General features: G+C 59.4%; 9 protein-coding genes. All 9 read right to left on the bottom strand.

Annotated features, from left to right (window positions below):
- Window positions 1-16: 16 nt before the first annotated feature.
- On the bottom strand, window positions 17-898 hold the full coding sequence (rfbD, locus tag NFG57_RS19830; RefSeq protein ID WP_222516334.1) for a dTDP-4-dehydrorhamnose reductase: 882 nt from the start codon (window positions 896-898) through the stop codon (window positions 17-19).
- On the bottom strand, window positions 895-1,962 hold the full coding sequence (gene rfbB, locus NFG57_RS19835; protein WP_261395325.1) for a dTDP-glucose 4,6-dehydratase: 1,068 nt from the start codon (window positions 1,960-1,962) through the stop codon (window positions 895-897). The genes rfbD and rfbB overlap by 4 nt, the downstream gene beginning before the upstream one ends.
- A gap of 181 nt (window positions 1,963-2,143) precedes the next feature.
- A complete protein-coding gene (locus NFG57_RS19840; protein ID WP_231498577.1) occupies window positions 2,144-3,166 on the bottom strand; it encodes a chain-length determining protein in 1,023 nt (340 codons plus the stop codon).
- A 173-nt stretch (window positions 3,167-3,339) separates the two neighbouring features.
- Complete coding sequence (locus NFG57_RS19845; RefSeq protein ID WP_108132081.1) at window positions 3,340-4,398, bottom strand: ABC transporter ATP-binding protein; 1,059 nt, start codon at window positions 4,396-4,398, stop codon at window positions 3,340-3,342.
- Window positions 4,395-5,201: an ABC transporter permease gene (locus NFG57_RS19850; RefSeq protein ID WP_108132080.1), complete on the bottom strand. Its 807-nt coding sequence runs from the start codon at window positions 5,199-5,201 to the stop codon at window positions 4,395-4,397. Before NFG57_RS19850 ends, NFG57_RS19845 begins: the two co-directional genes overlap by 4 nt.
- An 11-nt stretch (window positions 5,202-5,212) precedes the next feature.
- Window positions 5,213-6,952 carry a polysaccharide biosynthesis/export family protein gene (locus NFG57_RS19855; RefSeq protein ID WP_222516332.1) on the bottom strand — a complete coding sequence of 580 codons (1,740 nt, stop codon included), beginning with the start codon at window positions 6,950-6,952 and terminating at the stop codon, window positions 5,213-5,215.
- A gap of 523 nt (window positions 6,953-7,475) precedes the next feature.
- Complete coding sequence (cysN, locus tag NFG57_RS19860; protein ID WP_348815027.1) at window positions 7,476-9,389, bottom strand: sulfate adenylyltransferase subunit CysN; 1,914 nt, start codon at window positions 9,387-9,389, stop codon at window positions 7,476-7,478.
- A 243-nt stretch (window positions 9,390-9,632) separates the two neighbouring features.
- Window positions 9,633-10,547 (bottom strand): sulfate adenylyltransferase subunit CysD, encoded by a 915-nt coding sequence (cysD, locus tag NFG57_RS19865; RefSeq protein ID WP_045992429.1) that lies wholly within the window; start codon window positions 10,545-10,547, stop codon window positions 9,633-9,635.
- Window positions 10,548-11,915: 1,368 nt separating this feature from the next.
- Complete coding sequence (locus NFG57_RS19870; protein WP_348815028.1) at window positions 11,916-13,784, bottom strand: methyl-accepting chemotaxis protein; 1,869 nt, start codon at window positions 13,782-13,784, stop codon at window positions 11,916-11,918.
- Window positions 13,785-13,845 lie beyond the last annotated feature (61 nt).

Genomic DNA, 13,845 nt, shown 5'->3' on the forward strand with positions numbered 1-13,845 from the left:
CCTTGCGGCGGCAGGCCTACCTTAGGTAGTCCTTCATGGTGAGAGACAACTGTCCCCTCCAGTCAGGGAGCGAGATGTCGAAGGCGTTCTCAAGACGAGAGACCGACAGCCGGGAGTTGGGTGGACGCTTTGCTGGTGTGGGATAGTCCTTCGTCGCCAGACGAGACAGCTGGTCGTCGCAGAGCATGAGAGGAAGGCCGTGCAGACGGGCGAGACGAAAAATCTCTCGGGCAAAGTCATACCAGGACACGAAACCCCGTGGTGCCAGATGGTAGAGCCCGGTCAGTTCGGGACGAGAGCGGTAGACTTGCCACGCATGCAAGGTCACGTCAGCAATCAGGCGTGCTGGCGTAGGGGCCCCCACCTGGTCGTCGACAATTGCCAGGGACGCCCGCTCCCGCCCCAGACGCAGCATGGTCTTCATGAAGTTGTTGCCCCTGGCACTGTAAACCCAACTTGTCCGGAAGATTTGTGCGTCGCATCTACTGGCGAGCACCGCCTCGTCGCCGGCAAGCTTGGACTGGCCGTAGCAAGATAAAGGGTCGGTTGGACTATCTTCCGTCCAGGGCCGAATGCCATCGCCTGGATAGACGTAGTCGCTGGAATAGTGCGTCAACAGTGCCCCGTGATCGGCACAATAGCGTGCGAGACAGCCAGGCAGCTCTGCATTGAGTCGAAAGGCAGTCGCCGTATCGGTCTCTGCCTGGTCCACCGCGGTGTAGGCAGCAGCATTGATCACCCACTGGGGGCGATAGTGGTCCAGACAGCGTTTCACCGCATCAAGGTCGGTCAGATCCAGGGTCCTGCGGTCAGGCGCATGAAGATCCAGATGGATGGCTAGCGCCTTGTGAAGCTCATGGCCCACCTGGCCCGAGGCACCAAGCAAGAGCCCACTCATGACAACACCCCCAGGCGCTCGGCCCGGTAGCTACCATCCTGCACCGCCTTCCACCACGACTCGTTGGCCAGATACCAGGACACTGTCTTGCGAAGGCCAGACTCGAAAGTCTCTCGTGGCTCCCAGGCCAACGTGTGCTGAATGTAGGATGCATCGATGGCATAGCGCCGGTCGTGGCCAGGCCTGTCGGCGACGTAGGTGATCAGATCACGATATTCGCCCTTGTCCGGAGCCATTTCCGTCAACAGGTCACAGATTGTGTGTACCACTTCGAGGTTGGTTTTCTCGTTATGGCCACCAATGTTGTAGGTATCTCCAACCTTTCCCTCGCTGGCAACCAGCACCAGGGCGCGCGCATGGTCCTCGACATAGAGCCAGTCTCGTACCTGTCCACCATCACCGTAGACAGGAAGAGCCTCTCCATGCAGCGCATTGAGGATCATCAGAGGAATCAGTTTTTCAGGAAAGTGAAACGGACCATAGTTGTTTGAACAATTGGTCACCAGGCAAGGCAAGCCATAGGTGCGCGTCCACGCCCGCACCAGGTGATCCGATCCCGCCTTGCTGGCCGAGTAGGGCGAACTAGGCGCGTAGGGGGTCTGTTCGGTGAACAGGCTGCCATCATTCTCGAGGTCTCCGTAGACTTCGTCGGTGGAGATGTGGTGAAACCGAAAACCATCGGCCTTGTCGCTGTCCTGTTGCCTGATTCCTTCCCAGTACCCGCGTACCGCCTCGAGCAATACCAGAGTGCCCACCACATTGGTCTGAATAAAGGCGCGAGGCCCGTCGATGGAGCGATCAACGTGGCTTTCAGCGGCCAGATGCATCACCACATCGGGGCGGTACTTGTCCAGAATTCTGCTCATTGCCGCGCCATCACAGATGTCCGCTCTCTCGAAGATATAGCGAGGATCGGAGGCGACAGACGCTACGGATGCCAGATTGCCGGCATAGGTCAGCTTGTCCACATTGACGACACGATGAGGGGTGTGGGTAATCAACTCCCTCACCACGGCCGAGCCGATAAAACCGGCACCACCGGTCACGAGAAACGTCTTGATCATGAAAGAACCCCGAGAGGACTGGAAATTCTGCCCGCCCCGCCAGGGAGGACGCTAGAAATGGCATACGGGCGGGAAGGAAGAGAGGATGACAGGAAGCGTGAGCCCTGAGCTCTTCAACATGAAGGGCTTCATTGCGGCAGCCGTCCGACGACAGCTATCGGTAGTTCCATCAGCAAGAGCGTCAGTCTCTGTGGTCCTGGACGATCAGCCACAGCATGCTGGCAATGAAGGCAAGGAACAGAGTGACGATCACAAAGATGGTCAGGTTGTAGAGGCGCTCAGGACGCGTGGCGTACTCGGGCAGTAGAGGGCTCTGCAAGATACTGATCTGCTTAAGCTTGCGAGCAGCCTCGATGCGCGTGCCCTCCAATGCACCGAGAGCGCTGGCATAGGTCTCCTGGGCAAAGCGAGCCCGCAGTTCAAGCCGCTGATACTCGGAGGACAGGCGGTTGAGGGAGTCTCCTGTGGCCTTTGCCAGTCGCTCACGCTCCTGATCGATCTGACGACGCAACGCAGTGATTTCGCTCTCGACTCTCACCATGTCCGATGAACGCTGGCTGGAAAAGCTGGCCAAGGCGCTACGCCGGGCTTCCAGTCTTGCCAGCTCACCTTCCAGACTGGCCACCACCTGGTTGAGGCTGTCCACGGTCGAGGTAGGAGACACCAGACCATGCTCGTTCTGATAGTCCAGGAGATCCGTGCGTGTCTGATCCAACCGATCGGACAGGCGCTCTACCTGAAGCTCGAGGAACCGTACTTGATCCTGAGCCAGGCGCTGCCCCATGGCATTCATGTGCGCTTCACCTTCCGCCAGTAAAAGCGAGGTCAGTTGCTGGGCAAACTCGGGAGAGAAGCCCTGGACCTCCAGCTTCAGGACCCCTGCGTAGTCATCGAGCGTTACCTCTACGCGACTCAGGTAATACTCATGAAGGTCTTCGATGGGAGCCTCGGCGTCCCACAGACGAGCAGGAAAGTCACCGTTCTCACTGTAATGAGACCTCAGGTCGAGCCGTTCATCAGCCTTCTTGAGCATATCCACAGAAAGCAGATACTCCCGCAAAAGCAACATATCGCTATCGACGCTGGCACCGGAAAGCAGGCTCGAGAAGTCGAAGGTTGGGGCAGCGATCTGTGGGCTTTCCAGTACCACGACGGCCTCGGATACGTACCGATCCTCGGCCCAGACTAGCCAGTAGAAGGACATGGCCAATATCGACAGGCAGGCAAATGCCCAATGGGGCTGCCGAGCAATCCATCGCAACATTATCTTGGCTTCCTTGCTGGAGCGACGTCGCGGGGCATCCGGACGCCTCTGAATGCGAGCACCACCGTCGGGATCTAGTCCTCAGTGAGCGACGCCTTGCCATCGCCTGGTGGCTACCGTTCTTTCTTCTCGAAACCCTTCTCCGACTCCTTCCGCGAATCCTTCCCCGAATCGTCCTTGCCACTGGCGGGTGTGGCTCGCTTTTTCGTCTGTACCGCGCGACGAACCTCATGCAAGCGCTGCTTCGCCAGGTGAAGGCGAGCAATGAGCTCCTGACGGACCCTCGGGTCGACCAGTTCGTCTGCGTTCTCACGCCCCATCTCCAGAGCATCGAGGCGCTTCTGGATACGCTCCAGCTGCTGTCTGCGCTTGCCCAGCAATGCCTTGAGCGTATCCAGGGACATTGTGTCGATACCCGGTGTCGGCGCAGGTGACGGATACCGGGGTGCTTGCGGCTCGCCATCGTGGCGTGGCCCATTGCCGGGGCCGCCGGTGGCCTTGGCCTTGGCCTTGCTGTCACTGTCCTGGTGATAGCTGCGAATGGCGTCTCTGATATCGTCAAACCAGAACGCCTCGCCATGCTTCAGATAGATGCCTGCCTGGCACAGTTCGCGCAGTATGCCTTCGCTGTGGGAGACCATGACTAGGCTTGCGCGATTGACCCTGTCCTTGAAGGCACGGGTCGCCTTGGCCTTGAATACCCGATCGCCCACCGAGGTCGCCTCGTCAGACAGATAGACATCGAAATCAAACGCCAGCGACAGACCAAAATTGAGTCGCGCACGCATCCCGGAGGAGTAAGTACGAATCGGGTCATCGAAGGCCGGCCCGAGCTCTGCAAATTCCTGCACCTTGTCGATGATGGCTCCGACGTCACGACCACCACCATGGACACGGGCAACAAACTTGACGTTCTGACGGCCACTCAAGGCCCCCTGAAAACCTCCGGCCAGTCCCATCGGCCAGGAGACCCGAGCATCGCGCCGGATAGAGCCCCTTTCAGCCGTATCCATGCCGGCAATCAATCGCAGCAGGGTCGACTTTCCCGCGCCATTTCTCCCCAACACTCCAACGCTTACGCCGTGGGGGATGGTCAGGTTGATATCCTTCAACACCCAGTCCCTGACCTTGTGATGGTGATAGCGCTTGTAGAGGTGTTCTATCTGGATCATTGCGCCATCAGCCGATGTCGAAACCGAAGGTGTAGCATCAATCCTAGTGACAGCAGTGCCAGCGTCACCATCCAGTAATAGGGGGCACTGGTACCAGGGACCTGCCAATACCCTTCAAAAAAACCGCCACGTAGTCGCTCCAGACCATGAACAATCGGGTTGAGCAACAGGTACTCACGCATCCAGTGGGGCATGTGATGGATCGGGAAAATGACACCGGATAGGATCAACAATGGCATGATCATCATCCGTAGCACGATCGCCACCTCGGCGATGAGGGTGGCAAGCACGGAGACAATTAGCCCAAGCGCCAGGCCCAGCAGCCAGAGCGAGAGCCACCACGCCAGTGCCAACAGGGCGTCGTCAGGTGCCAGCGCCTCGACCTTGAGCAACATGCCGCCGAAGATGAACAAGAGAAATATCAGTGATCGCAGAAGCCCCTCCAGGGCGTTGCGCACCAACACCGGGTCCACGGGCCTGACCTGCCGATAGGCGAACAGCGCCTGGTTGGCCTTGATGGCTCCCAGCCCTCTAATCATCCCTTCGCGAACCAGAAAAAATCCCATCAGTCCGACCACCATCCATGGGATGAAAGGGGCTCCCACGATAAGGGCGTCTCCGCGGATGAGACTGCGGATGGCCACCATGATCAGTGTGAAGAACACAGGTTCCGCGATCATCCAGAACCAGCCCAGGCGATCCGACATGGTGCGCGCAATGGCCTCTCGCAGGAACATGGCGTACCAGACGCTACGCGTCACCACCCAAGGGTGGCGTTGCACGGAGTTGCCAATCATCGACATGCTGCCCCCCTCTAGAGATCGATCGCCACCTTGGTGGCCACGGCAATCTGATAAAGGATCTGGGTCAGGCTGGTTGCCAACTGAAGATTCTTGGTGGGGACAGCCGGCATCACCAGAATCTCGTCTCCTGCACGCAGGGTGATATCGTCGGCATTCCGCACCGCGCCGTTCTGGCGAACCACCAATATGTTGTCCTCATCGCCACGCTGGGTAAGACCACCTGCGGCATCAAGATAGTGGTCGAGACCAGAACCCGGCTGATAGACCACCGCCTGTGGCACGACCACCTCTCCGCTGATGAGCACCGAATCCATGGCCTCCGGCAACGTGATGACGTCACCGTCCTGCAACCGAATGTCGGCAACCCCTTGATCACTGGCGACCACCAGTCGACCGCTGGGTTCGAGCTGTCGCGCCCGCGCCACAAACATCTGAATCAGCTCGGCCTCGCGAATCCTGATTCTGGCCTCCTCATCGGTGGATGACGATGTTCCCAGATAGGTCGTTTCCAGACGACGGAGACTATCCTCGAGCGCCTCTTTCTGCTGCCGTGCTACGCTTTCTCGGCGAATCGACACATTGTGGCTGGCCGACATGTCGGACAGGATGGCGACGGCGTCCAGCAACTCTCCGAGCCGGGCATCCCGCGGCAGGGCAAACCTCGACGGGCCCAGAAAACTCCCCTCGAGGGCAACCACGATGGTGCCTTCCTGATGATCTGCATTGAAGATCACCTCATCACCAGGCTGGACCTGGCGCGCGAGAAATTCGTCGAGCGTCAGGTAGGTGGCAACCGGGCCTGTTGCACGCTCTCCGCGCAGCAATACGTGAGACACACCACTCTTCAGGCGGGCCAGGCTTACCAGATCGCTGCCACTCAACTGGCCAGACTGTAGTTCGTATCGGTAGGCGCGTTCCACATCACCGGTCACCGCGATGGAGGGGCCTCGTTCACCCACCACGATAGTATCGCCGTCGCGCAACTGAGGCCGAGCGATCCTGCCATCCAGCAAAAAGTCGTAGAGATCGAAGCTGGCCAGGCGTTGCCCCTGACGCATCAGGCTGATGCTGCGATAGCTGCCAAGGGCGTTGTCGATCCCCCCGGCCTGATCGAGAAAGTACAGAATCGAATCCGAGGGGGTGCCCGCGTAACGTCCAGGGCTGTGCACATAGCCGGTGACATAGACACCGACGGGCTGAACGCCTTGCAGGTTGGTGTACACCTGCACGTTCTCGGGATAGATGCTCTGGATCGCTTCTCGAACCCGAGCATCCAACTGGCCATGACTCATTCCCTGCACGGCGAGGGGGCCGATCGACGGGAGAAAGATATTGCCTTGGGCATCCACGGGCACCACTCGATCGAATTCCACCGCCCCCCATGCTCTCAGGGTGACCTGATCACCAGGTTTGATGCGATAGTCACGGTTGAGCCCATCTGCCATGGTGCCTCGAAACCCACCGGTAAAGAGGTTGGCGCCAAAGGGAGGAAGCAGTTCCACATCGATCGGTGACGGTATCGAGGGCGGCCCGTAGCGATCGTTGCTCCAGTTGGCGCGAGGCGAGTCATTGATCGTCCCTTCATCCGTCTGCTCCCGAGCCTGAGGCAAGATATCGTCCGGCAGAGCAATACCCTGCGCAGCGACCGAGTTCGCCATCGACCAGCTCACCATCAGCAACAACACAGGCAACGCCAGCCGTCTTGCCAGATACAGCACCGCCCTGCCGAGCCGTTCATCCATGATCGTCATCACCAGGTCTCCGCTCCGTTGTACAGCGCCGTTACCAGGCGACTGGTAAACCAGGCGCCTTCTCCCGACTTGCAGGCAACGGCCGCCAGTCGATCCCCGTTGCTCCGGCGAGTCACTGTCAAGTGACGACATATGCGCCTGCTGGCAGAGAAGTAGGGGGAGTCAGCCACCACCTCCACATTCGCTCCCCAGGGGCTACTCGATAGTGTGGTGGCGCTCCCGGCGGGGGTTTGGGCAAGAAACCGCGACAAGTCGCTGGAGGCAGGGATCCCGGAAGGCTCGCTCATGATCCCCTGGGCACTGTTCGGCTGGGTAAGCGGACGCTGAACACAGCCGGTGATCAGCACCGTAGCAAGAAGAAGCGTGACCGTGGCACCCCGGCGAAAGACGCTTTTCCTCGAAAGACCCGAGGCCCTTTCAGGCGCCCTTCCATCGGCTGAAATCGACCTTAAAAACGTGCAATATCGAAGCATAATCATAGCGAAATTCCCGACGTCGTCATGCGATAAACGACGAATAACTGTTACAGATGTTTTAGCAATTTCGCAATAATATCTTGCTCGCTAATTATCTCTGTATTGACGGAAACCTCTGGCTTTACAGGCGCCTCATAAGGACTATTGATGCCAGTAAAATCCAGAATTTTGCCTTCCCTCGCCTTCTGATACAGTCCCTTAGGGTCTCTCTCTTCACAGACATCCAGAGGCGTATCGACAAACACCTCGACAAAATCATCGCTAAGAAAGAGCGCCCTGGCCGCCTCCCTATCTGCTCGAAACGGCGAAATAAATGCGGTAATAACGATCACCCCAGCCTCTGCGAACAGCCGAGCAACCTCACCGACTCGCCGAATATTCTCCGCCCTGTCCTGCTCCCCCATGCCAAGGTCCTTGCATAGCCCATGCCGGACATTGTCGCCATCCAGCAGCATGGTGTGATACCCGCGTCGATTGAGCTCCACCTCCAGAGCATTGGCGAGGGTCGACTTGCCGGAGCCCGATAACCCGGTAAACCAGACGCAGCAGCCACGGTGGCCATTGATCCTCTCTCGCATGGTCTGGGTTACCGTGGTGCGGTTCCACACCACGCTGGCCTTGCTGTCGTGTTTGCGGAATTCGTAGGGCAGCTCCGCATCCGACGGACTGTGGATCATCCCGGCACCGACGGTAAGGTTGCTAAGTCGGTCGATCAGAATGAAGCAACCCGTGCCAGGGTGGGTACGATAGTCGTCGACAGGTATCGCGGTGGTGAGCTCGACACGGCAACGCGCGATAGCATTAAGATCCAGCTGCTCCCCATGCCGTTGCTCCAGGGTGTTGACGTCCACCAGGTAGTCGATGGCGACAACCTTTCCCGCAAGGTCCCGAGTGGCCAGCTTGATGTCATACAATTTCCCGGGTTCCAACGGGGACTCGTGCATCCACACAATATCGGCCACGAATTCCGACCGAAGCGGCACCTGATCATCGACCCCTACGATCCAGTCTCCGCGCGATGCATCGATCTCGTCGCACAAGGTGATGGTCACCGCTTGTCCGGGAAATGCCGCATCGAGATCACCATCCATGGTAACGATGCGCTTCACCTGACTGGTGGTACCGCTCGGCAGCACCTTGACCGCCAGTCCGGGAGTCAAGACACCGGAGCTGAGGGTGCCCGCGTATCCCCGGAAATCCAGATTGGGGCGGTTGACGAACTGAACCGGCAAGCGCACATCTCGCAGATTCTGGTCGTGCCTGATCTCGACCTCTTCCAGCAGCGTGAGCAGGCTGGGGCCGTCATACCAGGGCATCTCGCTGCTGGGCTCGACCACGTTGTCGCCTTTCAGCGCAGACAGCGGGACAAAATGTATATCCCGGGCTTCGAGTCGATCCATGACGAGCCGATACTCGTCGACGATCTGCAGATAACGATCTTCGTCATACGCCACGAGATCCATCTTGTTGACCGCTACCACAAGGTGCTCTATGCCCAGCAGGTCGCAGATGAAGCTATGGCGACGCGTCTGGGTCTGCACACCGTGTCGAGCATCAATCAGTATGATCGCAAGACTGGCCGTGGAAGCGCCGGTCGCCATGTTGCGGGTGTACTGCTCATGCCCCGGCGTGTCGGCAATGATGAACTTGCGTCTCTCGGTGGAGAAGAACCGATAGGCCACATCGATGGTGATCCCCTGCTCACGCTCTGATTGCAGGCCATCCACCAGTAGCGCGAGATCCACCTCGTCACCGGTGGTGCCGCTGGTGCGAGATGCCTGGGTGATGGCGGCCAGCTGATCCTCGTAGATCATCTTGGAGTCATGCAGCAGGCGCCCGATCAGAGTGGACTTGCCATCATCGACACTGCCGCAGGTAATAAAGCGCAGCAGGTCCTTGTTCTCGTGTTCCTTCAGGTAGCGTTCGATGTCGCTGGCGATCAGCTCGGATTGATGGGACATGACGAATTCCTGGTAGAGGCGCAAGCCACAGCACCCGGACAAGGATGCCGAGGAGACTAGGGCTGAACCGGAGTGCAATCTGGAGACTGGAAGAGCGGAGCGTGGAGGAATGCGGCGAGCCACGCAGTCGCGGCCTTTGCCGTCTGGTGAAGAGATGGGTGTAGCCGCCTTCCCGGCCCCCCCCCCCATCGGCAATTCGCGAGTTCAGTACAAGACGGCAGACGAACATCCATTCCAACTAATTTAGAAATACCCCTCGCGCTTCTTCTTTTCCATCGACCCCGCCTGATCATGATCGATGGCTCGACCGCTGCGCTCGCTGGTCCGCGTCAGCAGCATTTCCTGGATGATTTCGGGGAGAGTCGCGGCTCGAGATTCCACCGCACCGGTCAGGGGATAACAGCCGAGGGTACGGAATCTTACCCAGCGTTCCTGGGGCGTTTCGCCCTTCCGCAGCGGTAGCCGGTCGTCGTCGACCATGATCGTCATGCCATCCCGCTCCACCACGGGCCGCGGTGCGGCGTAGTACAACGGCACAATGGGGATTCCCTCGAGATAGATGTATTGCCAGATATCCAGTTCCGTCCAGTTGGAGAGAGGAAAGACGCGAATCGACTCCCCCTTGTTCACCTTGGCGTTATACAGGCTCCACAACTCGGGACGCTGGCTCTTCGGCTCCCACCGATGATGCCTGTCACGGAAGGAGAAGATGCGCTCCTTGGCACGACTCGCCTCCTCATCCCTGCGGGCACCCCCAAAGGCTGCGTCGAATCCATGGTGATCAAGTGCCTGCTTGAGAGCGGCGGTCTTCATCACGTCGGTATACTTGGCGCTACCGTGATCAAAGGGATTGATATCGGCCGCGACCCCCTCCTGATTGATATGCTCGATCAGCTCCATGCCGGACTGCTTCGCCATGAGATCGCGAAAGGCGATCATCTCGCGGAACTTCCAGGTGGTGTTCACGTGCATCAACGGAAAGGGGGGCGTGCCGGGAAAGAAAGCCTTGCGCGCCAGATGCAGCATCACCGATGAATCTTTGCCGATCGAGTACATCATGACCGGAGAACGGAACTCGGCTGCGACTTCTCTGATGATATGGATCGATTCGGCCTCCAGCTGTCGGAGGTGTGTCTGGCGATCGGGTAGTAGTTCCATGACGGATCGAAGTCCTCGGAAAGGGAAACACTCGCCGGCTGAATGCGTGGACTCGGCCGACTCGACCCGCGTGACGTAGCCGCAGCCGTTGGCCCGAATAGCCCACAGCAGCACCAAGGCTCCAGGCACCGGAGAGTGGGCGCGGCATGTGATCCGCGAGTTGGTGCAGGAGAGGGGCACTGGACCTGATGGCGATGAAGCACGCTACCGCCCCGGGATGTCACGGACGCCTTCCCATGCCCTGCTTCAACGAATTTTGCCCTCGACCGTGGTAGCAAACAGACGAGTAACATTGATAACGGTTCATTAACACTTGATCACAATCATCGATACTAATGTTTTTGTACTTCTCCATCCAGACACGGGCGAGGTTATTGGCGGGCAATAAACGGTTACTGCATAGAGAGTAATCCGCCTCCCTTTAACTATGCTGCAATACAAAAAAATATCTAAAAGGCCATAATCCACACACGCCAAAAAAATCAGCAAAAGATCAAAAAAATCAAAGGCATAACAAAAAAACAAAGACCGAAAAAAGCATGCTCATTGCAATAATTTCGTTGCGGCACATTTAAAAGCTTCGTGCCTAGTTCTTCGGTACAATAATTAAAGTAAGCATTGGAGAATTTAGGTTAGGTGTGAGGCACGGCCGGCATAGAACTTTATTAATTAACTTCGACGGTATTGTTTTTCATTAAAACTTCACCATCTTGGCGCAGAACATTTCTTGATCGTCAGAAGTGCCAGCATCCAACAAATGTAAGCTTCTAACGCCCCGACTCGGCGCCAAGGTCATGAGGGGGCGCCCAGAGGCCCGCTTTTATGAGGGAGTTGCCATTGAGCAGGGCAATTAACTGTGCCGAACTTTAGCTCCCAGGCCGCTCCAGGCGCGCGCTTCCTCCAGTCTGATCCTTCTCAAGGAGGCCCTCCTGGCCCCCAATCGACGTTCCGCCGTCACCGGGCACGTGGTGACGGGCGCCCTGCAGGGCGCGGAGGAACACAAGAATCAGGAGGCAGAGAGGGACAGAGGGAGGGACAGAGGCAGAGAGGGACAGAGGGACAGAGGGACAGAGGGACAGAGGGACAGAGGGACAGAGGGACAGAGAAAGGTAGAAAGTAGATAGCGTGGGGCCTGTCATGGGAGAGACCACCAAAGGACACCGCGCGCCCCGGCATCTCTCGTCGAGAGGAGGCCGGGACGCAGAGTGCCTGCTGGCCTGGGGTGACAAGCAGGGCAGGGAACAGCTCAGGCTCTGCGCCGCCAGGGGGAAGAACCTGGGCTGGAACTGGAGGGTTGAAGTGGAAGGTTGAAGTGGAGGGTTGAAGCGGGGGCCGGAAAGACCCGGCCCCCGGCTCACTATCAGGACATCAAGCGGGGGTTGGCGCGGCAACCCGCTCGGGGTGATTGGCCGGCGCTGAGGCAGAGCTGGCAGCCTCACTCAGGGTAAATCCTGCCACCATCCGCCCCAGTCGGTCGGCCTGTTCCAGCAGGTGCTCGGTGGCAGCAGAGGACTCTTCGACCAGACTCGCGTTCTGCTGCGACATGCGGTCCAGCTCCGCCACCGCGATATTCACCTGTGCGATACCTTCGCTCTGCTCTTCCGCCGCCACGCTGATCTCGTCCAGGCTCAACGTGACGCGCCCGACCTGTTGAACGATCTCGCCCATGGTCTCGCCCGCCCGGCGCACCAGCTCGGTACCGCTGGCCACGCGCTCGCCGGAGGTCTCGATCAAGCTACGAATTTCACGGGAAGCCTCGGCGGACCGGGTGGCCAGTTGGCGTACCTCACTGGCCACCACGGCGAAGCCACGGCCATGCTCCCCGGCCCGGGCCGCCTCCACCGAAGCATTGAGCGCCAGCAGGTTGGTCTGAAAGGCGATACCATCCATCACCTTGACGATGGCGCCGATCTGCACAGAGGACTCGGTGATCGACTCCATGGTATCCACCACCTGGTCCACCACCTCACCGCCTCGCTCGGCGACGTCGGTGGCCTCCCCCGACTGCCGCCTGGCATCGCGCGAGGCGGCCGCCGTATGCGCCACGGTGCTGGTGATCTCCTCGATCGATGCCGAGGTCTGCTGCAGGCTCGATGCGGTCGTTTCGCTGCGTCGCGACAGGTCCTGCCCTCCCAGTGCGATCTCGCCGGCGGCGACCCGCACCGACTCGCTGCTGTCCCGGATGGTGATCATCACCGCCTCCATGCGCGACACGAAGCGATTGAACGCACTCGCGATCTGGGCCACCTCATCCTTGCCGTCCTCCGGCAGGCGGCGGGTCAGGTCTCCGTTGCCACTGGCGACGTCGGCCATGGCATCCCGCGCAATCGACAGTCGCTTGAGCGCGAGGGTCAGCAGCACGCTCAGCAGCAGCAGTGCCACCAGGCCGACGATCACAAGGGTCCAGAGCGCTGCCTGTGTCACCTGCTGAAGGCTGGCACCGGCCTCCCGGCTGTCCAGGGCAATCACCAGTCGCCAGTCGGTACCGCTGATGGGCGTGGCGAGAAGCTCGCGCTGCCGTCCGCCGATGTCTACGGTGACAGGGCGTGCCTGGTCACCCAGCTGCGTCAGGAAATCCGGCGTCAGACGCGCAGACAGCTCGGTCGCCGGCGCCAGGCTCAGCGTGGCATCAGGATGCGCCACCAGGGCTCCCTCACCATCGACGAGGAAGGCAAAACTGCTCGGCGTCGGCGCGATGTCGGCCACCACATCGATCACACCGTCGATGGTGATATCGCCACCCGCCACCGCCTCGAGCCTGCCCTCATTAAAGAAGGGCGTGGCGAAGGTCACCACCAGCCCCCCCGTGTTGGCATCCTTGTAGGGAGGGGTCACCACGGTCGCTTCAGCCTCAACGGCCTGCTGATACCAGGGGCGCTGACGCGGATCATACTCTGCGGGGGCATCCCAGCCGTCGGAGAAGATCACATCTCCGCTCGCGGCCTCGGCCAGATAGGTGGTGAGAAAGCCGCCACCGGCCTGCAACTGCAGCAGCGCCGCCAGGGGTTCGGCATCGGACACTGCCGGCGCCAGTGCCTCGAGCTGGCGTGCGTGGCTCGACACCCACTCATCGATGGCCACCCGATTGCCTTCGGCGACCGAGGCCAGCTGCTGCGCATCCTGGCGCTCCTGATGGTGATGCAGAATGCTGAGGTTGACCGCTCCATTGATGGCCAGGGCCACCACTATGACGGCCACGGTGGTCAGCAGGAGCCGAAATCTCAAGGAATGAATCATGTCGCTCTCTGTCAAGGGTTACGCCTTGCGGCTGCAAGGTCGACACAAGCGACTATCGGCC

Source organism: Halomonas sp. H10-59, from assembly GCF_040070555.1.
Lineage (GTDB): Bacteria > Pseudomonadota > Gammaproteobacteria > Pseudomonadales > Halomonadaceae > Halomonas > Halomonas litopenaei.